Consider the following 21,287-nt stretch of genomic DNA (forward strand, 5'->3'; position numbering starts at 1 on the left):
CTAAAATGAAAGAAACCAATGCGGTCTTGTTGATGGATAAATTTATCTACTACCTGAAGCAACACCGCTTATATACCCGCACACTTGGAATTATTTGAGTCTCTAAAAATGAGGGGATCTCTGAGGGCATAAACGTGTTAGAAGAGGCAGTGTATCGATGAGTCGATAAATGAAGGCCAGAGAACGATGCTCTGGCCTATCAGTTTTTCTACAGTACGAACGTGTGTAGGTGGGTTTTCTACATTAACCCCTCATAGTAACGAACTCTTCCGTGAAGGTCGGATGGGGAGTGGGAACGCAGTGGCCGGTTTGACCTCTATGCCCCAGCTCCCTCAACGCATGGTGACAAATTCTTCCGCGCTGGTGGGGTGGATGGCGACGCAGTTGTCAAAATCAGCCTTGGTGGCGCCCATCTTCATGGCGACGCCGAAGCCTTGCAGGATCTCGTCCATGGCAAAGCCGATGCCGTGCAGGCCGACCACCTTCTCCTCGGGGCCGACGCAGACCAGCTTCATCCGGGTGGGCTGGCGATGCTGGGTCAGGGCCGAGTACATGGCGGTGAACTGGCTGCGGTAGACCTTCACCTGCGCCTCGCCATATTCGGCGATGGCTTCGGGTTCGGTCAGGCCTATGGTGCCGATGGGGGGGTGGCTGAACACCACGGTCGGCACCAGATCGTAATCGAGGTGCGCGTCCGGCTGGTTGTTGAACAGTCGCTCCGAGAGGCGACGACCGGCGGCGACGGCCACCGGGGTGAGCTGGATGCGGCCGGTGTTGTCACCCACGGCATAGAGGTTGGCGATGGCGGTGTTCTGGAACTTGTCGGTCGGGATAAAGCCCTTCTCGTCCAGGGTGATGCCGGTGGCAGCCAGGTTGAGGCCGTCGGTGGCGGGGGCGCGGCCGATGGCCCAGATCAGGCAGTCCACCGTGAGGTGGCGGCCATCTTCCAGTTGCAGGGTCAGGCTGTCATCGGCGTTCTTGATGACGGCCTTGGGGATGGCGTGGTTGTGCAGCCTGGGCCCTTCGGCGGCCATGATCTCCACCAGGGTCTCCTGGATCATGGGGTCGAAGCTGCGCAGGGGCGCGTGCTTGCGCACCACCAGGTGGGTTTCCGAACCGAGGGCCTGCATCACACCGGCTATCTCGACCGCGATATAGCCGGCGCCGACCACGGCGACCCGTTTGGGCTGGCTCTCCAGCGCGAAGAAGCCGTCGGAGTCGATGCCGAATTCGGCCCCCGGGATGGCAGGCACCTCGGGGCGGCCTCCGGTGGCGATCAGTATGTGATCGGCGCTGTAGCGCTCGCCATTCACCTCGATGGTGTGGCTGTCGACAAAGCGGGCGAAGCCCCTGATGACAGTGATGCCGTTCTTGCCAAGCACGTTCTCGTAGGACTGGTGGATGCGGCCTATATAGGCCTGACGGGACTCCACCAGCCTGGCCCAGCTGAAGTGGTTGAGGGTGGTATCGAAGCCGTAGTCGGGTCCGTATTTGAGGGCATCGGCGATCTGGCCGGCATACCACATGGCCTTCTTGGGGACACAGCCGACGTTGACGCAGGTACCCCCCAGATTTTTGGCTTCAATCAGGGCTACTTTTTTGCCGTGCATGGCGGCGCGGTTGGCGGAGGCGATGCCGCCACTGCCGCCGCCGATGGCGATATAGTCGAAATGCTGTGCCATTGGGTTGGCTCTCCACGGGTTGAGGGTGCAATACCCGATGATGGGGACAAAAGGGCCGTCTCACAAGAGCCGGTGTCCGGCAGCGGGGTCATGGGCGCGCCCTGAACCGTGCGGGGAGGGGCCGATTCACCCCTCCTGCATGGGCACGCGGATGTGGAACTGGGCGCCATGGCCGGGTTCGCTGCTGCAGTGGATGCGTCCGCGCAGCAGCTGCACCACCAGGTTGTAGATGATGTGGGTGCCGAGCCCGCTGCCGCCGTGGCCCCGCTTGGAGGTGACGAAGGGATCGAAGATGCGCGGCAGTATGTGGGGGGGGATGCCTCGGCCATTGTCGGCATAGTCGATGACCAGATCCTCGCCCTGGTGTTCGACCCGGATGCTGATCTTCTTGGGTCTGTCCCACTCGTCGAAGCCGTGATGGATGGAGTTGAGGATCAGGTTGGAATAGATCTGGGTGAAGCTGCCCGGGAAGGAGAAGATACTGAGCTTGGGATCGCACTGGATATCCAGCTCGCACTGGGCCTTCTTGAGCTTGTGGCCGAGGGAGACCACCACCTGATGCAGGTTCTCGGCGACGTTGAAGCTGTAGCGAGCCTCGGAGGATTGATCGACCGCCACCTGCTTGAAGCTGGCGATAAGCTCGGATGCGCGGCGCAGGTTGCCCTGCAGCAGCTGCATGGACTCGTCGAGATTGACCGTGAATTCATTGAGATAGGAGCGGGAGAGCTGTTTGGCCTCCAGGTGCTGCTTGAAGTCGGCGACCTGCTCTTGCAGATAGGAGGAGGCGGTGACGCTGATGCCGATGGGGGTGTTGATCTCGTGGGCCACACCGGCGACCAGGGAACCGAGCGACGCCATCTTCTCCGACTCCACCAGGGTCTGCTGGGCCTGCTTCAGGTCGTGATAGGCCTTGCCCAGCTGATCGTTGGCCTCGCTCAGGCTGCGGGTGCGCTCCTGCACCTTGCCTTCGAGCTGCTCGTTGAATTCGGTGATCTCCCGCTCGATCCGCTTGAGGCGGGTGATGTCATAGCCAAAGCCAATCAGATACTTGAGGTCCTCCCCCTCGTAGAAGGGGGCGAAGGTCCACTGCAGGGTGAGCTCGCCGCCGTCCTGATCGAACATGGTCAGCTCTTCATCCTCGATCTTCTCCTGGCGCGCGATCCGGGCCTGAATGGGGTCGCGCTGCGCCTCCTCCACGAACAGGGTCAGCCAGTTGAGCCCCTGGATCTCCAGTTGGTGATAGCCGGTGAGCAGGACGGCGGCCGGGTTGACACTGGCGATGGTGAGGTCGGGCTCCAGGCAGCAGATGATCATGTTGGCCGAGTTGATCAGGGTGGCGGAGAAGTCGCGCTCCTGTTGCAGCTGCACCGCGGACTGATGGCGGGCCATGAGTTCGTCTTGCAGCCGGCTGCGCATCTCGTTGAGGGTGGCGACCAGGGTATCGAGCTCATCGGGTTTCCTGCGGGGCAGCGGGCGCCCCTCCAGGGTGAGGGGCACGTCCAGCCGCTCCAGATTGAACTGCTCCGCGTAGTGGGCGATGCGGTGCAGATGGCGCACCACCAGATAGTAAATGATGCAGAGTATGCAAAATGACACCACCAGGGTCTTGATGGTCTGGCTGATCAGGATGAGGACGGACTTCTCTATCAGGCGTTGATACACCTGCTCCAGCGACGCGGCCACGAACAGCTTGCCGACCGTCTCTCCCTGATAGCTCAGCATGAATTCGCGAGAGATGTCGTACCTGTCCCGCTCAATCCCCTGGGTCAGCAGCGGCACCTCGGCGCTACCCAGCAGCTCCTTGACCATGACGAACTGCATGTTGGGCAGATTCATGATGCCCTCAATCTGCACCTTGACCTGCTCCTCGTCCAGGTTCCACAGGCTGGCGGAGATGGGTTGCAGGAAGGAGGCTTCGATCTGGCCGATGCTGTCCTCGATGAGGGCCACATCCTTGCGATAGTCCCAGACCAGCTGCAATGCCGTGATGATGAGGGCCAGGGCCGTGCTGCAGATGAGAATGTAGGAGAGCAGGCGATAGGAGAGGCCGTTGAAGCCGATGGCCTTTGCGGTCCTGATGAAGAGTCCTGACATGGCGTCCTTGCGGTCTGGATAGGAAGGGCATCAGTTTAACCGCTTCACTCAGCGCTGTCGTGGGGGTTTGCCGCAAGCTGTGGCTGAGTCGAGGGTGTTGCAGGCAAAGGCTTGATTAATGCGCCCGGAGCCTACATCTTAGGTGGTCCAAGCAAAATGATAAGGCTTCTGGACAGCAGGGGCTGAGAAATGAGGTACGACAGGATGAATAACCCTTTGCTGACAATGGACTCCTTGCCGCTTTTCAGCCGCATTCAGCCTGAACATGTCCAGCCTGCCGTGGTGCAGGCGATCGCCGACAGCAAACAGAAGATCCAGGATGTGCTGGCCCAGAGCGGCCCCCACACCTGGGACAGCCTGATCGCCCCGCTGGAAGAGGTCAACGACAGGTTGGCCCGCATCTGGTCACCGGTCAGCCATCTCAACGCCGTGCAAAACAGCGAGGCGCTGCGCGCCGCCCATGACGCCTGCCTGCCGCTGCTGTCGGAATTCCAGACCTATGTCGGCCAGCATGAGGGCTTGTATGAAGCCTACTCTGAGCTGGCCCAGAGCGATGACTTCCCCCGCCTCGGCGGTGCCCAGCGCAAGGAGATAGAGAACACCCTGCGGGATTTCCGCCTGTCCGGCATCGGCCTGCCTGCGGAGCAGAAGCAGCGGTATGGCGAGATCCAGGCCCGCCTCTCCGAGCTGGCGTCCCGCTTCAGCAACAATGTGCTGGATGCGACCATGAGCTGGAGCAAGCTGGTGACCGACGAGGCCGAGCTGGCCGGTCTGCCCGCGAGTGCGAAGGCGGCCGCCCGTCAGCTGGCCGAACAGAAGGGCAAGGAGGGGTGGCTGTTCACCCTGGACATTCCCTCCTACCTGCCGGTGATGATGTATGCCGACAACCGGGCGCTGCGCGAGGAGCTCTACGGCGCCTACTGCACCCGTGCCTCGGATCAGGGCCCCAACGCCGGCAAGTGGGACAACTCCGCCATCATGACGGAACTGCTCACCCTGCGCCGCGAGCTGGCCCAGCTGCTGGGCTTTGCCAACTATGCAGAGCTCTCCCTGGCCACCAAGATGGCGGAGAAACCGCAGCAGGTGGTGGGCTTCCTCACCGACCTGGCCGAGCGCTCCCTGCCCCAGGGCAAGGCCGAGCTGGCGGAGATCCGCGCCTTCGCCGCCGAGCATTACGACCAGCGCGATCTGGCCGCCTGGGATCTCCCTTACTACGCCGAGAAGCTCAAGCAGCACAAGTTCTCCATCTCCGACGAGCAGCTGCGTCCCTACTTCCCGGCGGGCAAGGTGGTCAACGGCCTGTTCGAGGTGGTGCGTCGGGTGTTCGGCATGAAGGTGCGCGAGCGGTACGGCATCGAGACCTGGCACCCGGACGTGCGCTTCTTCGACATCTTCGATGGTGAAGACGAGCTGCGCGGCAGCTTCTATCTCGACCTCTATGCCCGCGAGCACAAGCAGGGCGGGGCCTGGATGGATGTCTGCCTCGGTCGTCGCTACCGCCAGGATGGCTCCTTGCAAAACCCGGTGGCCTATCTGACCTGCAACTTCAACGGCCCCGTGGATGGCAAGCCCGCCCTGTTCACCCACAACGAGGTGGTGACCCTGTTCCACGAGTTCGGCCACGGCATTCACCACATGCTGACCCAGATCGACGTCGCCGGCGTGGCCGGCATCAACGGCGTGGCCTGGGATGCGGTGGAGCTGCCGAGCCAGTTCCTGGAGAACTGGTGCTGGGAGTCCGAGGCGCTGGCCTTCATCTCCAGTCACCACGAGACGGGAGAGCCGCTGCCTGCGGATCTGCTGGAAAAGATGCTGACCGCCCGCAACTTCCAGGCGGCGATGCAGATGCTGCGTCAGCTGGAGTTCGCCCTGTTCGACTTCCGCCTGCACCAGGAGTTCGATCCGGCCAACCCCGGGCAGATCCCGGCCCTGCTGGCGGAGGTGCGCAGCCAGGTGGCCGTGTTGACGCCGCCGGCGTTCAACCGCTTCCAGCACAGCTTTACCCACATCTTCGCCGGTGGCTACGGGGCGGGCTACTACAGCTACAAGTGGGCCGAGGTGCTCTCCGCCGATGCCTTCTCCCGCTTCGAGGAGGAGGGGATCTTCAACCAGGCCACCGGCCAATCCTTCCTGAAGCACATTCTGGAGAAGGGCGGCTCGAAAGAACCCATGGAGCTGTTTCGTGCCTTCCGGGGCCGGGAACCCCAGGTGGACGCCCTGTTGCGCCACAGCGGGATCGCGGCCTGATGCGGTCGGCACCCCGGGTGCGAGAGGGTCAAGCAGGTACACTTTTGCGCCATAGCGGGATCTCTGCCTGATTTTTACGAGAAAAAGGGACCAATGGTCCCTTTTTTCACGTAATTTGAAGACCTTGCCTCGAGCTCATTTGCACTGTTCGGCTCGCTTGAGTAGAGTCGCAGTCCATACCCACAGGAGAGAATGCATCTTGCCATGAGGCGAGCAGTCACATCTGTCTATCGGATCATGTCAAACCTGTCCCACGCCAGTGGGCTGGGGTACTTTGACAGCTTCGTCACTGAGCTCGCGGCGGCGGTGCAGGCCGATGTGGTGCTGGTGGCAGGGCGAGATCCGAGCGGTGCCTCGTTCGAGCTGCACTCCGCCTTTCCGGCGACCCTGGGCATCCAGGGCTCCCGGGTCCCCATCGCCGCCACTCCGGGGGAGATAGTGCTGCAGCAGGGTGAGGCCTGGTTCTGCGATCGCCTGCCCCAGCTGTTTCCCCAGGCCCCCCTGTTCATCGCCCATCGGGTGCGCGGCTATGCCGGCATCGCCCTGCGGGATGCCCAGGGCCAGACCATCGGCATCTGCAGCCTCTGGTTTCGTCAGGGGATGGACAGCATGGACAGGGTGATGAGCGTGCTGCGCCTGCTGGCGCCGCTGGCGGGTCGCGAGCTGGCGCTGAGCCAGAGCCGGACTGCCGCCCCCGCCACGCTGCCCCTGCCCGCCATGGACAGCATGCTGGCCCACGCCCCGGTGGGCATCGGCAAGCTGGATCTGCAGGGGCGCCTGCTGTGGGCCAACCCGGCCATCGAGAAGATGCTGGGTTACCGCGAGGAGGAGCTGCTGCATAGAACGGCCGCCGAGTTGCATCATCCCAAGGATTGGCTGCGCAGCCTGGCCTGCTATGGCGAGCTGGTGCGCGGCGAGCGCAGCGTGGTGACCCTGGAGAAGCGCTATCGCCACAAGCTGGGCCATGAGCTGTGGGGCAGGGTGACGGTGACCCTGGTACGCAACGCGCGCCACGAGCCCGATCACCTGATGCTGCTGCTGGAGAACATAGACGATGCCCGGCGTCACGCCGAGCAGCTCAAGCTCTCCCACCGGGTCTATGACAACCTGTCGGAAGCCATCCTGGTGTGCGACGCCGACAGCCGCATCATCTCGGTCAACCCGGCCTTCGAGCGCATCACCGGCTACAGCAGCGAGGAGGCGTGCGGCCTGACCCCCAGCATCCTCAAGTCCGGCCTGCACGACAAGGCCTTCTATGCCGACATGTACCATACCCTCTCCCGGGTCGGCATCTGGCGTGGCGAGGTGTGGAACAAGCGCAAGAACGGCAAGCTCTACCCCCAGCAGCTGATGATCAGCGCCCTGCGCGAAGGGGGAAAAATCACCCAGTACATCGCCATCTCCAGCGATATCTCCCAGACCAAGCTCGCCGAGCAGAAGATCGCGACCCAGGCGAACTATGACAACCTCACCGGCCTGCCGAACCGCTGGCTGTTTGGCCGCAGCCTGACCCGCTTCTGCGAGCGGGGCGAGCGCTTCGCCCTCATGGTGCTCGACCTCAACAACTTCAAGGCGGTCAACAACAGCATGGATCACCATGTCGGCGATGCCCTGCTGCGAGAGGTGTCGGATCGATTGGTGAGCCGGGTGCGTACCGAGGATCTGGTGGCCCGCATCGGCGGCGACGAGTTCGCCTTCCTGGTGCCCGGCATCGTCAGCCGTCGTCAGGCGGAGGTATTTGCCAAGCAGGTGCAGGGCAGCTTCGCCCGTCCCTTCATGCTGGCCAATCAGCAGCTCTACATCACTGCCACGGTCGGCGTCACCCTCTGTCCCGCCGATGGCAGCGAGAGCGATGAACTGCTGCGCAATGCCGAGCAGGCGCTGTTTGCCGCCAAGCGGCTCGGCCGTCCCCTCGAGAGCTACTGCGCCTCCATGCGCGAAGAGGTGCGTCAGCGCCATCAGATGCAGCAGGATCTGGCGGAGGCGATCAAGCAGGAGCAGCTGACCATGGCCTATCAGCCCATCTGGGACAACCGCAGCGGCCGGGTCGCCAAGCTGGAGGCCCTGGTGCGCTGGTATCACCCCCACTGGGGTCAGGTCTCCCCGGCCGACTTCATTCCCCTGGCGGAGGAGGCGGGCCTGATCCAGAGCCTGGGGGCCTTGGTGCTGTGGCAGTCGTGCCGGGATCTCGCCCGCTTGCAACAAAACGGCTTCCCCGAGCTGCAGATGTCCATCAACCGCTCCACCCTGGAGTTCCAGACCATAGATCCCCAGGCCTCGGAGTGGCTGAGGGTGATAGAGCACTTCGGTCTGGAGCCGAGCGACATCATCATAGAGATCACCGAATCCCTGCTGATGGAGAGCAGCGACCAGCACAGGATCCGCATCGAATCCCTGCGTCAGGCGGGCTGCAAGCTGGCCATCGACGACTTCGGCACCGGCTATTCGGCGCTCACCTACCTGCGCACCTTCCCGGTGGATCTGGTGAAGATAGATCGCAGCTTCGTGCGCCATATCCCCTTCAACGAGCAGGACAGGCTGCTGCTGGACGGCATCATCAACATAGTGCACAACCTCGGCATGCAGGTGGTGATCGAGGGGGTGGAGACCCGGGAGCAGCTCAGCTTCCTCTGCCAGAAGGGGTGCGCCTTCACCCAGGGTTACCTGCTCAGCCGGCCGCTGGCCTTCGAGGATCTGGTGGCCTATCTGGAGGTCAACCGGGCAGGCATGAGCCTGCCCATCGTGAGCTGATCCCCAGCTTCTGTTATCATGGCCGCCCTGTTCGTTGCCGTGAGTCCACCCATGTTTCCTATTCAGGTGTCCTGTGAAGCCCCCGCCCGCGATGGCGAGCTCGACGCCCTGCGCCAGCGCCTCGCCGACGTGGCGTTTCCCGCCCCCTTTGCCCTGGTGCTGACCGAGACCAGGCTGGAGCTGCGCAAGCTGGATGAGGCCAAGCTGGGCGCCGTCTATGTCGATTTCGTGGAAGGGGCCGTGGCCCACAGGCGCAAGTTTGGCGGGGGCCGGGGTCAGTCCATCGCCAAGGCGGTCGGCCTCAAGGCCGGGGCCAATCCGACCGTGGTGGATGCCACCGCCGGGCTGGGGCGCGACGCCTTCGTGCTCGCCTCCCTGGGTTGCCGGGTGACCCTGATCGAGCGCAGCCCCGTGGTGGCGGCCCTGCTGGCGGATGGCCTGGCGCGTGCGGCCCAGGATCCCGACATAGGTCCCTGGGTGAGGGAGCGGATGCGGCTGATCCAGGGGCCCGCCACCGAGCAGCTGCTGGCCCTGGCCGAGCGGCCCGAGGTGGTGTACCTGGATCCCATGTTCCCCCACAAGCAGAAGTCGGCCCTGGTGAAGAAGGAGATGCGGGTGTTCCAGTCCCTGGTGGGGCCGGATCTCGATGCGGATAGCCTGTTGCCGGCGGCCCTGGAGATGGCGCAACGGCGGGTGGTGGTGAAGCGGCCAGCCTACGCGGGCTGGCTCAACGAGCACAAACCCAGCATGGCCATCGAGACCAAGAACAACCGCTTCGACGTCTATGTGATGGCGGCCCTGGCGGGGAGCTGAGCACGGCGGGCGCCGACGGCATGCAAAAAAGGAGGGCCAACATGATGTTGGCCCTCCTTTTTTTCGTGCGGCTCAGGGCGCGGCGGGGAAGTGTATCTGCCTTGCTTCCCCTTGCCAGACGAGGTCCAGGGCCGCCAGATCGGCGAGGCTGAGGCGCTCGCCGCTCGCCAGCAGCAGATACTCGACCCCCTCTCTGGCTTCTATGGTGCGGATCCTGTCATCCCACTGGTGCCCATCCCGGCGGGTGAGGGTGACCGCCAGTTGCCAGCGGGCGGCGATCTCGAGCCAGTCGTAGAGGTCACAGTTGATGGGTTGGTAATCCGTCATGGTCTGTTGGCTCGAGGGGGTTCAGGCTTCCAGCAGCCTAGTGGGCCAGCCCATCTTCTGCTGGCGCTCCACCTCGAGGCGCAGCTCGCTGGCCCTCAGGTAGTGCTCCTCCATCCATCCCCTGGGCAGGGTGAGGGTGAGGGCATCCTCGTCCGCCTGCAGGGTGAAGCCGGGCACTGTGCCCTGGGTGCGGCGCATGCAGAGGATCAGCGCGATGCGCAGGATGCGGGCCAGGCGGATCGCCTGGCGGGCGGTGACGGCGCCCTGCTTCTCCAGGGTTTCCAGCTTGAATTCGTCCCGCTGGTTGAACAGCAGGGCCGACAGCAGCTTCTTCTGCGCCGGGGTAAAGCCCGGCATGTCGATGTTGTCGATGATGTAGGCGGCGTGCTGCGGCGCCTTCTTGTACTCGATGCACAGCCCTATCTCGTGCAGCAGGGCGGCATAGCGCAGTATGGGGCGACCGTAACGCTTGGAGAGGCGCCAGGCCGGTTGCAGCTGATTGAAGGCCTCTATGGCCGTATCACGCACCCGCTCGGCATGTTCCTTGTCCAGCTGGTAGCGGCTGATCAGGCTGTCGGCGGTTCTGTCCCGGGCATCGCAGTCGTGATTGTTGCCGAGCAGGCCGTAGATGAGCCCTTCCCGCAGCGCCCCGCCCGCCAGGGTCATGCTCTCGACCCCCAGGGTCTCGAAGATGGCGATCAGGATGGCGAGGCCTGAGGGGAACACGGTGAGCCGCTCGGCCGCCAGTCCCTCCAGCTGCAGCCGATCCAGCCTGCCGCAGGCGATGGCCTGACCCATCAGCTCCTGCAACTTGGGCAGGGTGACTCGCTCGCTCTTCCCTTGCGCCAGCATGATCTCCTGCAGCGCCTGCACCGTGCCGGAGGCGCCGACACAGGTACGCCAGCCGAGGGCGCGATAATCCTCCGTCACCTTCTCCAGCACCGCCTTGGCGGCGGCAATGGCCTGCTGGAAACGGGCCTCGGAGAGCTCGCCGTCACCGAAGTGGTTGTTGAGCCAGGTGACGCAGCCCATGTGCAGGCTGTTGAGCAGTTTCGCTTCGCTGTGTTCGCCGATCACCAGCTCTGTGCTGGCGCCGCCGATGTCGATCACCAGGCGATTGCCTTCCCCGGCGGAGGTCCAGGAGACCCCCTCGTAGATGGTCTTGGCCTCTTCCTCGCCCGAGATGATTTCGATGTTGTGATTGAGGACCCGTTCGGCCTCGCTCAGGAACTCATCGACGTTGGTGGCCAGACGCAGGGTGGCGGTGCCCACCACCCGGATGTTATCGGCGGGGATGTCCTGCAACTGTTCGGCGAACAGCCGCAGGCAGTCCCAGCCCCGGGCCATGGCGGTCTGGCTCAGGCGAAATTCCGAATCCAGACCGGCGGCGAGGCGAACCTTGCGTTTGACCTTGGTGACGGTACGCAGAGCACCGGCGACCTCGCGCACCACCAGCATGTGAAAGCTGTTGGAGCCGAGGTCGATGGCGGCGTAGAGCGGCGAGTTGTGCATTTAGTTCTTGCGGGGCGGACGACGACGGTTGTTGCTGTTGCCACCACCTTGGCGATCCCGCATGTTGCGGTTCACCGGCTGACGGTTGCGATGGATGCGCTTGGGCGCCGTCACGTCATCGAGCAGGGCGTCTCTGTCGTACTTGCTGACCGGGATGGCGTGGTGGATGTACTCCTCGATGGCCGGCAGGTTGAAGGCATAGTCTTCACAGGCCAGGCTGATGGAGTGACCGCTCTTGCCGGCGCGGCCGGTACGACCGATGCGGTGTACATAGTCTTCGGCATCGTCGGGCAGGTCGTAGTTGAAGACGTGGGTCACGTCCGGGATATGCAGACCACGGGCGGCCACGTCGGTGGCGACCAGGATGTCGAGCTTGCCCTTGGTGAAGTCGTCCAGGATCTTCATCCGCTTCTTCTGGGGCACGTCACCGGTCAGCAGACCGGCGCGGTGGCCGTCATTTTCCAGCCAGGCCTGCACGTCTTCGCAGACATGCTTGGTGTTGGCGAAGACGATGGCTTTCTCCGGCCACTCCTCTTCCATCAGGGAGAGCAGCAGCAGCATCTTGTCTTCGTTGGAGGGATAGAACAGCTCCTCCTTGATGCGCACGCCCGTCATCTGCTCCGGCTCCACCTGCACATGTTCCGGGTGGTTCATGTGCTCGTAGGCCAGCTCCTGCACCCGCAGGGAGAGGGTGGCGGAGAACAGCATGTTCAGTCGCTCGGTGGCTTCCGGCATGCGGCGGAACAGGAAACGTATGTCCTTGATGAAGCCGAGATCGAACATGCGATCCGCTTCGTCCAGCACCACCACCTGGATGTTGCCCAGATCGATGACGTTGGACTTGAAATAGTCGATGATGCGGCCCGTGGTGCCGATCAGGATGTCGACACCCTGTTCCAGCACGGCCAGCTGCTTGTCATACCCTTCGCCACCGTAGGCGAGGCCGAGCTTGAGCCCGGTCGAGGCAGACATGGTGTCGGCGTCGTTGTAGATCTGGACCGCCAGTTCCCGGGTCGGTGCCATGATGATGGCGCGGGGCTGGTTGACCAGGCGTGGCTTGGTCAGGGGATGGGTCAGCAGATAGTTGAATGTCGCGGCCAGGAAGGCAATGGTCTTGCCGGTACCCGTCTGGGCCTGACCGGCGAGGTCATGGCCTTCAACCAGCAGGGGCAGAGACAGTGCCTGGATGGGCGTACAATAGTGAAATCCCTTTGCTTCCAGACCAGCCAGAACTTCGGGTTCGAGGCCCATTTGGGCGAATTTATCGGTCGTTAAGTGTGTTTTGCTCATGGCGGTAGGTTATCAGGTTAGGCTTGCAATAATAAACAGGATCATTTCAAATAGGGCAACTATTGCCTTTGTTGACGTCTCAATTAAGGGCTTATTGACTGACTGGAGTTGGAGATGAGTGACAAGATTGTTCAGCTGAGCGATGCCAGCTTCGAGGCAGATGTAATCAAAGCAAGCGGCCCCGTTCTGGTCGATTTTTGGGCAGAGTGGTGCGGTCCCTGCAAGATGATTGCCCCGATCCTGGATGAAATCTCTCAAGAATATGAAGGTCGCGTGACCGTGGCCAAACTGAACATCGACCACAATGCCGAGACCGCCCCCAAGTATGGCATCCGTGGTATTCCGACCCTGCTGCTGTTCAAGAACGGCGAAGTGGCAGCCACCAAGGTCGGCGCCCTGTCCAAGACTCAGCTCAAAGAGTTTCTGGACGGCAACCTGTAATTATCAAGTAAGGAGCGCATTGCAATAATGCGCTCCTTGTGTTTTATCACCTAGACGCTCACCCCGATTGGTGCTAATTTATCGCTCGTTTGCTAACCTTTTTGCCTGACGCTTTGCTCCACAACAGCCTGGCAAATTCAATTCTACTCGGCATCAATCCAGCAGACTGTCTCGTCCCCATTCAATCCTTGCTTACAGACTTTCACCACTATGAATCTGACTGAATTAAAGAACACTCCTGTGTCTGAGCTGGTCAAGCTCGGCGAAACCATGGGGTTGGAAAATCTGGCTCGGGCCCACAAGAAAGACATTATTTTCGCGATCCTCAAGGCGCATGCCAAGGGTGGCGAGGATATCTTTGGCGACGGTGTGCTGGAAATCCTGACCGATGGCTTCGGCTTCCTGCGTAGTGCAGATGGTTCCTACCTGGCCGGCCCGGATGACATCTATGTCTCCCCCAGCCAGATCCGCCGTTTCAACCTGCGCACCGGCGATACCATCTCCGGCAAGATCCGGCCGCCGAAAGAGGGCGAGCGCTACTTCGCCCTGCTCAAGGTCAACGACGTCAACTACGACCGTCCGGAAAACTCCCGCAACAAGATCCTGTTCGAAAACCTGACCCCCCTGCACGCCAACGAGCGTCTGCGCATGGAGCGTGGCAACGGTTCGACCGAAGACATCACGGCGCGCGTGCTGGATCTGGCGTCTCCCATCGGCAAGGGTCAGCGTGGTCTGATCGTCGCACCGCCCAAGGCCGGTAAGACCATGTTGCTGCAGAACATCGCCCAGAGCATTGCCTACAACCATCCGGATTGTGAGCTCATCGTGCTGCTGATCGACGAGCGTCCGGAAGAAGTGACCGAGATGCAGCGCATGGTGAGGGGGGAGGTGATCGCCTCCACCTTCGACGAGCCCGCCTCCCGTCACGTCCAGGTCGCCGAGATGGTGATCGAGAAGGCCAAGCGCCTGGTCGAGCACAAGAAGGACGTGGTGATCCTGCTGGACTCCATCACCCGTCTGGCCCGTGCCTACAACACCGTGATCCCGTCCTCCGGCAAGGTACTGACCGGTGGTGTGGATGCCAACGCCCTGCATAGGCCCAAGCGCTTCTTCGGCGCGGCCCGCAACGTCGAGGAAGGCGGCAGCCTGACCATCATCGCGACCGCGCTGGTCGATACCGGCTCCAAGATGGATGAAGTCATCTACGAAGAGTTCAAGGGGACCGGCAACATGGAACTGCACCTCTCGCGCAAGATTGCCGAGAAGCGCGTCTATCCGGCCATCGACATCACCCGTTCCGGCACCCGCAAGGAAGAGCTGCTGACCGCACCGGACGAGCTGCAGAAGATGTGGATCCTGCGCAAGATCATTCACCCCATGGGCGAGATCGACAGCATCGAGTTCCTCATCGACAAGCTGGCAGCTACCAAGACCAACGACGAGTTCTTCGACTCCATGCGTCGTCAGCAGAAATAAGTGCTGTCCGAGTCTTGTATAAACCGCGACCCCTGGTCGCGGTTTTTGTTTATCGGCGCCGATGGGCCCCGAACGGGAGCCGGACATGCCCGCCGACTGGCCTGCGCGGTGGAGATCTTGGCCAGAAGATGCCGCAATCCGTACGGGATCGCGGTTTTTGTTTGAGGATTTGCCTTAGTATGAGGCTTCGATGTCACATGGATGGAGACGTCATGAGAGGAGTGATGTGGTTACTGCTGGCCGGCCTGCTGGCGGGGGAGACCGCCCTGGCCGTCCCCCCGGCCAAGGCGCCGCCCATCAAGAGCGCCCTGGTGGCCGACGAAGGCGTCGGGGAGAGCAGGCATTACCTGCTCGCGCAGCTCAAGGCCGGCCGGTTCGACGCCGTGGATACCCTGCTCGCCTCCCTGAGCGTGGGGCAGCGGGAGTACCTGATCTATCAGCTGATGGCGGACCTGCGCCACATCCCGGCCACGGCGGCATTGCAGTCCTGGGTACAGACCCAGTCCGGCAAGGCGCCCCAATGGCTGGTGGAGGGGGAGGTGGATGGCTTCCTGATGCAGCTGCCCGCCTATGACTTTCCCGCCGAGGCGCGTCTGCTGCTGACCCACTGGCAGCAGCAGAACTGGCAGGCCCAGTATCGCCGGGAGCTGAGCCAGGGCCGTTTCGACTGGAAGCATGTCTATAACAGTCGCAACCCGGACCTGCCCCGGCAGCAGCAGGCCCTGCTGCAGGCGCTGGCCCAGCTGCCCACCAGCCTGCTGCACCAGCAGGCGCAAGTGCTGGGTCAGCTGAACATCTTCCTGCCGGACAACCGCCTGCTGACCCAGTTGCTGCTGCGAACCGGGGAGCCGGCGCTGTATCGCATGCTGTGGCGCCAACCGGTGGACGACGACAGCCTGAGGGCGCTCAAGGCGTTGCCTTCCCTGCTGAAGGGGGAGGCGGCAAGCGACCTGCTCATCGGTGCGACCAAGCACCCCAAGCTGAAACGGCCTGCCCTCAAGGCCCTGAGCCAGCTCTCCCCCCTGCCCGTCAAGGCCCAGGACTTCCTGCTGGCCGAGCTTGGCAACAGCCAGTACGGCAGCCTGGTCGCCAGCCTGCTGCTCGAGGTGGATGAGCCCAGGCTGCTGGTGCGCCTGGCCGACGAGTTGACGCGCATGGAGCGGCGCCCGAACATCTCCCTGCTGCTGGCACCCGATTCGGGTACAACCGGTGCCGCACCGGGGTTATAATGCCCCACCTCCTGAACACAGTCGGTACCCGCATGAAATACAAGGACTTGCGTGATTTTATCGCGCAGCTCGAGAAGAAAGGCCAGCTCAAGCGCATCAGCCAGGAGATCGATCCCTACCTGGAGATGACCGAGATCAGCGACCGCACCCTGCGCGCCGGTGGCCCGGCCCTGCTGTTCGAGAACCCCAAGGGTTACGCCATGCCCGTGCTGACCAACCTGTTCGGTACCCCGGATCGGGTCGCCATGGGCATGGGTCAGCAGGACGTGGGCGCCCTGCGCCAGGTTGGCACCTGGCTCTCCTACCTCAAGGAGCCCGAGCCCCCTCGGGGTCTCAAGGAGCTGATGGAGAAGCTGCCCATCTTCAAACAGGTGCTCAACATGCCGACCAAGCGGGTCTCGTCACCCCCTTGCCAGCAGGTGGTGATGAGCGGGGAGGAGGTGGATCTCGACCAGCTGCCGATCCAGCACTGCTGGCCCGGCGACGTGGCCCCCCTGGTTACCTGGGGTCTGACCATCACCCGCGGTCCCTACAAGAAGCGCCAGAACCTCGGCATCTACCGCCAGCAGAAGATCGGCAGGAACAAGCTGATCATGCGCTGGCTGGATCACAGGGGCGGGGCCATCGATTTTCGCGAGTGGCAGGAGGCCCACCCGGGTGAGCGTTTCCCCGTGGTGGTGGCGCTCGGCGCCGATCCGGCGACCATACTCGGTGCCGTGACCCCGGTGCCTGACTCGCTCTCCGAGTATGCCTTCGCTGGCCTGCTGCGGGGCAGCCGCACCGAAGTAGCCAAGGCACTGAGCTGCGATCTCGAGGTGCCCGCCAGCGCCGAGATCGTGCTGGAAGGCTATCTGGAGCCGGGAGAGATGGCGCCGGAAGGGCCCTATGGCGATCACACCGGCTACTACAACGAGGTGGACGAGTTCCCGGTCTTTACCATCACCCACATCAGCATGCGCCGCGATGCCATCTATCACAGTACCTACACGGGTCGCCCGCCCGATGAGCCGGCCGTGCTCGGCGTGGCGCTCAACGAGGTGTTCGTGCCCATACTGCAAAAGCAGTTTCCGGAGATAGTCGATTTCTATCTGCCGCCGGAGGGCTGCTCCTACCGGATGGCGGTGGTGACCATCAAGAAGCGCTATCCTGGGCACGCCAAGCGGGTGATGCTGGGGGTCTGGTCCTTCCTGCGCCAGTTCATGTACACCAAGTTCGTGATCGTCTGCGACGATGACATCGATGCCCGTAACTGGCAGGATGTGATCTGGGCCATCACCACCCGCATGGATCCCGCGCGGGACACCACCCTGATCGAACATACCCCAATCGACTATCTCGACTTCGCCTCGCCTGTGTCGGGGCTGGGCTCCAAGATGGGGATGGATGCCACCAACAAGTGGCCGGGGGAGAGCAACCGTGAGTGGGGCCAACCCATAGTCCAGGACGAGGCGGTCAAGCAGAAGATTGATGCCATCTGGGCTGAATTGAATATTCTCGACGCTGCGACCCCTGGGTCCCGGGTCTGAATCACTGAACGGAGCGGGCCGGTTGGCCCGTCGCAAGGACAAGAATGCAACGTATCAAGTGCCGCGTAGAGGAACTGCGCGAATATGTCGATACCATCTGGCACGTGGCCCTGACGCCGCTGCAAGAGGTGAATTTCAAGCCGGGCCAGTATCTGCTGGTGGTGATGAGCGATTCGGACAAGCGACCCTTCTCCATCGCCAACTCACCGACCCGCTCCGGGGTGCTGGAGCTGCAGATCGGCGCCACGCCGGAGAATGCCTACGCCGGCCAGGTGCTGGCCCGGATGCGAGAGCAGGGCGAGATCGAGGTGGAGCTGGCGGCGGGCAAGGCCTTCCTGCGTGACAGCTCCCCCCGGCCCCTGATCCTGATGGCGGGGGGCACAGGTTTCTCCTATGCCCGCTCCATCCTGGAGTATCTGGTGGCGACCGGCAGCAAGCGTCCCGTCTTCCTCTATTGGGGGGTGCGCCAGGCGCACTGGCTCTACGAGCAGGCCGAGATGGAGCGCTGGGCCGCCAGTTATGCGCCGCTCACCTTCATTCCCGTGGTGCAGGAACCGGAAGCGGACTGGACCGGCAAGACGGGGCTGGTGCACAAAGCCATCATGGATGACTTCGTCAGCCTGCACGACTACGACATCTATGTGGCGGGCCGCTTCGAGATGGCGGGGGCGGCGCGGGAAGAGTTCAAGCTGCTGGGCGCCGAGCCCGAGCGCATCTTCGGCGACGCCTACGAGTTCATCTGAGCGCCTGCCGCGACGTCGCGAGCTGATTGCGACGGCTCGCCAGGGGGCGCCAGCCCCCAGATGGGCGCAGAAACGACAAACCCCAGCCAGGCTGGGGTTTTTCATGTGCGGGGCGGGGCACTGTCCCGGACTTATTCCCCCTTGGGGCCGAGCTGCTGCTCGAGCTGCTCCAGCTTGGCTTCCAGTGCGGTCAGCTTCTCCCGGGTGCGCAGCAGCACCTTGGTCTGCACGTCGAACTCCTCGCGACTGACCAGATCCAGCTTGCCGAGCTGGGCCTGCAGCACCTGGCGGATCTTCTTCTCCACCTCTTCACCCATGGTACGAATGCCGGGGGGCAGGGCGTTGTGCACCTGTTTGGCAATATCTTCCAGTTTCTTCGGGTCGATCATCACGGCTTCTCCTCATCTGATGGCCGCCATTCTACCGGCTATTTGTCCCCGTTGCCGATGCCGGGGGGCGATTTTTGCGACCTCTCCCGCGGCTGAGGTCTGGTCGGGTCTGGTTCGTTGCCGGCAAATGGTAACCTATCGAGTCCTGCCAGAATGCAATTCCTTGACCTTGTACACAAAAAAAGCAGATCAGATGACTGACCAGATGAGTGATAATTGTTGCCTGCCTGTTAATATGCTGGTGGCGACGGTGAAGCGTCGACTCATATGGACAACAACTAATAAAGAGACATGGATATGAAAAAGAAGCTAGTTTATGTGGCCGTGCTCAGCGCCCTGCTGTCGGGTTGCGGTGGCAGTGACAGCAAGGATGACGACACCTCCAGCTATCTGGACTATCTGATCTCGGGCTCCAATGCCGTTCGTCCCAGCGCCCTGGCGGCGCGGGCCAGCGATGGCACCCTCAAGTTCTCCACCGAGACCAGCGATCTCTCCAACCCCGTCTCCGCCCTGTCCACCCTGGATGGCTGGTCCACCACCCAGGCCATCCAGATAGTGCCGGTCACCGGCTCGGGCACCCAGGTTCCGGCTCCCGCCGCCGCCGAGTTCGGTGCCTCCGTGGCCCCCCTCTATCTGCTGGAGCTGACCTTCGACAGCGAAAATCTGCGCCCGAGCGGCGTGAAGAAGGTGCTGGCCTACGGCAGCGACTACGTGGTCGCCAGTGCGGGGGGCAAGCTCAACCTGGTGCCGCTCAAGCCGCTCAATCCCTCCTCCTATTACATGATTGTCGCCACCGACAGCCTCAAGGACAGCGATGGCGAGGCATTGCAGGCCGGCAGCGATTACAGCAACTTCAAGGGCAACGCCGGCAGCAACACCCAGGAGCAGACCATCCATGGCCTGATCACCCTGCAGGAGGGCCTGTTCAAGGCCGCGACCGGGGTGAGCAGCGATCGCGTCATCTTCTCCGACTGGTTCGGCACCCAGTCCGGCGCCGACGTGCTGGTGGCGGTGAAAGGGGCCGCGGCCTCCATCCTCCAGAGCCCGACCCTGGATGCGGCCGCCCTGTGGCAGCAGGATGCCGCGGGCAATGACAGCCTGCCGCTGACCTATACCATGACGGGCCTCAATGGCGGGGTCGATTTCCTGACCCAGCTGGCGGGGGAGCCCTTCCTGCCGGACGAGCAGAAGTCCCTGCTCGACAGCACCATCACCAACAACCCCAAGCTGAACGGCATCGCTCAGATGACCAAGGTCTACACCGGGGCGGTCAAGCTGCCTTATTTCCTGGCGACCCCGGCCAGCGCCGGCTCCTGGGACGAGGCCAGGACCCAGTCCTGGCATGGCGCCATCCCCAGCCTCTATGCCATCGCCAATGCCCTGAAGGTGCAGGATGCCGAGGTGATCGGCGGCCTGGTGGGCGCCGGTGTGGATCCGGCCCTGCTGGGCGCGCTCATCGCCGATCCGACCCGTCAGGCCGAGCTGCTGGCGGAGGCCAGCAAGCTGATCGGGGTGACCCTCACCTCGGGCGGCAAGGCGCTGGATGCCGAGCGGAACATAGGCCGCTTCAACCCTCTGCCGGCCCTGACCGAGGTGCAGTCGGTGCCGATGCGCATCTTCTCCGCCGCGCCTCTCAGTGCCGTCACCGACGTCATCATCTATCAGCACGGCGTCACCTCGGTGAAGGAGAATGTCTACGCCATCGCCCTGAGCCAGATAGGTGCCGGCGCCCAGGCTTCCCCGGCCAGGAATGTGGCCGTGGTGGTGATCGATCACCCGCTGCACGGCGAGCGCGGCTATGCCCTGACCGGCAGCACGGACTCGGTCACCACGGATGAGAACCCGACCCCCTACCTGAACCTGAGCTACCTGACGGTGGCGCGGGACAACCTCAAGCAGAGCGTGGCCGACTTGCTGGGCCTGCGCCTGGCGGTGGGGCTGGCCAATGCCAAGGGGCTGGGAGTTCAGCTCGGCGGTGCCGGGCTCAAGGTCCACTTCCTCGGTCACTCTCTGGGGGCCATCTCGGGGGCCGATCTGCTCTCCGTCGCCAACCAGGATATCGGCAATGCCCAGGCGAATGCCCTGTTCAAGTTCGACACCGGCGGCCTGGCCATGCCGGGTGGCGGCATAGCCCCGCTGCTGCTGAACTCGCCCACCTTCGGCCCGTCCATCAAGATGGGCGTGCTGACCGCGGGCAGCCCGGCACTCAAGACGGGCTTCACCGCCTATGCTCCCAACTGCAAGACGGCGGTGCCGACCTGCTTCGTCAACGAGTTCCTGCCGAGCCTGGATGAGGCCAGCCAGGCGACGGCGGCCAGCACCCTGCAGAGCTACAGCTTCGCGGCCCAGTCGGTGCTGGATTCCGCCGACCCGGTCAACCTGGTTGCCGGCATCAAGGCGGACTTCCCGCTGTTTGCCACCGAAATCGTCGGCGATGGCGCCACCAGCCTGCCGGACCAGGTGATCCCGAACCGCATCGCCACCGCGCCGCTGGGGGGCACTGAGCCGCTGTTCAGCCTGATGGGCCTGCAAGCCTTGAGCGCCACCGGGGCGGCCAACCACCATGCCGCCCGCTTCGTGGCCGGGGGTCATGGCTCCTTGCTGGCGCCGGACGAGAACTTCGACCCGACCGGCGACGTTACTACCGAGATGCAGACCCAGTTCGCCAGCTTCTTCATGAGCGGCGGCGCTGCGGTCCAGGTCACGGATGCCACCTTGCTCGCGCAATAAGCCGCGCTAGCTGGCAGACGCAAAAACGCCGCCCCTT

Annotated in this window: 15 protein-coding genes; 9 read left to right on the forward strand and 6 right to left on the reverse strand. The window is 63.1% G+C overall.

The window, feature by feature from the left end:
* Positions 1–332: 332 nt before the first annotated feature.
* Both gorA and ACLHZ1_RS13700 read right to left on the reverse strand, forming a co-directional pair.
* Positions 333–1,682 (reverse strand): glutathione-disulfide reductase, encoded by a 1,350-nt coding sequence (gene gorA, locus ACLHZ1_RS13695; RefSeq protein WP_427262540.1) that lies wholly within the window; start codon positions 1,680–1,682, stop codon positions 333–335.
* A gap of 126 nt (positions 1,683–1,808) precedes the next feature.
* Positions 1,809–3,776, reverse strand: a complete 1,968-nt coding sequence (locus tag ACLHZ1_RS13700; RefSeq protein WP_427262541.1) for an ATP-binding protein — start codon at positions 3,774–3,776, stop codon at positions 1,809–1,811.
* Between the two features lie 204 nt (positions 3,777–3,980).
* Between ACLHZ1_RS13700 and prlC the strand changes: the two genes are divergently transcribed.
* The 3 genes from prlC (at position 3,981) to ACLHZ1_RS13715 (ending at position 9,587) form a co-directional block, all read left to right on the forward strand.
* Positions 3,981–6,023, forward strand: coding sequence for an oligopeptidase A (gene prlC / locus ACLHZ1_RS13705; RefSeq protein WP_427262542.1), 2,043 nt, complete (start codon positions 3,981–3,983; stop codon positions 6,021–6,023).
* A gap of 204 nt (positions 6,024–6,227) precedes the next feature.
* Complete coding sequence (locus ACLHZ1_RS13710; RefSeq protein ID WP_427262543.1) at positions 6,228–8,774, forward strand: putative bifunctional diguanylate cyclase/phosphodiesterase; 2,547 nt, start codon at positions 6,228–6,230, stop codon at positions 8,772–8,774.
* Positions 8,775–8,825: 51 nt separating this feature from the next.
* Entirely contained in the window at positions 8,826–9,587 is a 762-nt protein-coding gene (locus tag ACLHZ1_RS13715) for a class I SAM-dependent methyltransferase (protein WP_427262544.1), read from the forward strand.
* A gap of 72 nt (positions 9,588–9,659) precedes the next feature.
* Here the strand turns inward: ACLHZ1_RS13715 and ACLHZ1_RS13720 are convergent, their stop codons facing one another.
* Genes ACLHZ1_RS13720 through rhlB form a run of 3 tightly spaced genes read right to left on the reverse strand, consistent with a single transcriptional unit; the run spans position 9,660 to position 12,716 of the window.
* On the reverse strand, positions 9,660–9,914 hold the full coding sequence (locus ACLHZ1_RS13720; RefSeq protein ID WP_427262545.1) for a Rho-binding antiterminator: 255 nt from the start codon (positions 9,912–9,914) through the stop codon (positions 9,660–9,662).
* Between the two features lie 21 nt (positions 9,915–9,935).
* Positions 9,936–11,426 (reverse strand): guanosine-5'-triphosphate,3'-diphosphate diphosphatase, encoded by a 1,491-nt coding sequence (gene gppA, locus ACLHZ1_RS13725; RefSeq protein WP_427262546.1) that lies wholly within the window; start codon positions 11,424–11,426, stop codon positions 9,936–9,938.
* Positions 11,427–12,716 carry an ATP-dependent RNA helicase RhlB gene (rhlB, locus tag ACLHZ1_RS13730; protein ID WP_408795848.1) on the reverse strand — a complete coding sequence of 430 codons (1,290 nt, stop codon included), beginning with the start codon at positions 12,714–12,716 and terminating at the stop codon, positions 11,427–11,429.
* 114 nt (positions 12,717–12,830) lie between these two features.
* Between rhlB and trxA the strand changes: the two genes are divergently transcribed.
* The 5 genes from trxA to fre all read left to right on the forward strand — a co-directional run bounded on the left by trxA (position 12,831) and on the right by fre (position 18,131).
* Positions 12,831–13,157 carry a thioredoxin TrxA gene (gene trxA, locus ACLHZ1_RS13735; RefSeq protein ID WP_408795850.1) on the forward strand — a complete coding sequence of 109 codons (327 nt, stop codon included), beginning with the start codon at positions 12,831–12,833 and terminating at the stop codon, positions 13,155–13,157.
* A 210-nt stretch (positions 13,158–13,367) separates the two neighbouring features.
* Positions 13,368–14,633, forward strand: coding sequence for a transcription termination factor Rho (gene rho / locus ACLHZ1_RS13740; RefSeq protein ID WP_042000284.1), 1,266 nt, complete (start codon positions 13,368–13,370; stop codon positions 14,631–14,633).
* Between the two features lie 212 nt (positions 14,634–14,845).
* Positions 14,846–15,862 (forward strand): hypothetical protein, encoded by a 1,017-nt coding sequence (locus ACLHZ1_RS13745; protein WP_427262547.1) that lies wholly within the window; start codon positions 14,846–14,848, stop codon positions 15,860–15,862.
* A 32-nt stretch (positions 15,863–15,894) separates the two neighbouring features.
* Positions 15,895–17,388, forward strand: coding sequence for a 4-hydroxy-3-polyprenylbenzoate decarboxylase (gene ubiD / locus ACLHZ1_RS13750; protein WP_427262589.1), 1,494 nt, complete (start codon positions 15,895–15,897; stop codon positions 17,386–17,388).
* Positions 17,389–17,432: 44 nt separating this feature from the next.
* Positions 17,433–18,131: an NAD(P)H-flavin reductase gene (fre, locus tag ACLHZ1_RS13755; RefSeq protein WP_408795853.1), complete on the forward strand. Its 699-nt coding sequence runs from the start codon at positions 17,433–17,435 to the stop codon at positions 18,129–18,131.
* A 131-nt stretch (positions 18,132–18,262) separates the two neighbouring features.
* Here fre and ubiK read toward each other — a convergent pair whose 3' ends face one another.
* Positions 18,263–18,520 carry a ubiquinone biosynthesis accessory factor UbiK gene (ubiK, locus tag ACLHZ1_RS13760; RefSeq protein ID WP_042000276.1) on the reverse strand — a complete coding sequence of 86 codons (258 nt, stop codon included), beginning with the start codon at positions 18,518–18,520 and terminating at the stop codon, positions 18,263–18,265.
* A gap of 297 nt (positions 18,521–18,817) precedes the next feature.
* Here ubiK and ACLHZ1_RS13765 point away from each other — a divergent pair, with 297 nt between their 5' ends.
* On the forward strand, positions 18,818–21,250 hold the full coding sequence (locus ACLHZ1_RS13765; protein WP_427262548.1) for a VolA/Pla-1 family phospholipase: 2,433 nt from the start codon (positions 18,818–18,820) through the stop codon (positions 21,248–21,250).
* The last annotated feature ends 37 nt before the right edge of the window (positions 21,251–21,287 follow it).

This window comes from Aeromonas sobria, from assembly GCF_050266975.1.
In the GTDB taxonomy this organism is placed as follows: Bacteria; Pseudomonadota; Gammaproteobacteria; order Enterobacterales; family Aeromonadaceae; genus Aeromonas; species Aeromonas sobria_B.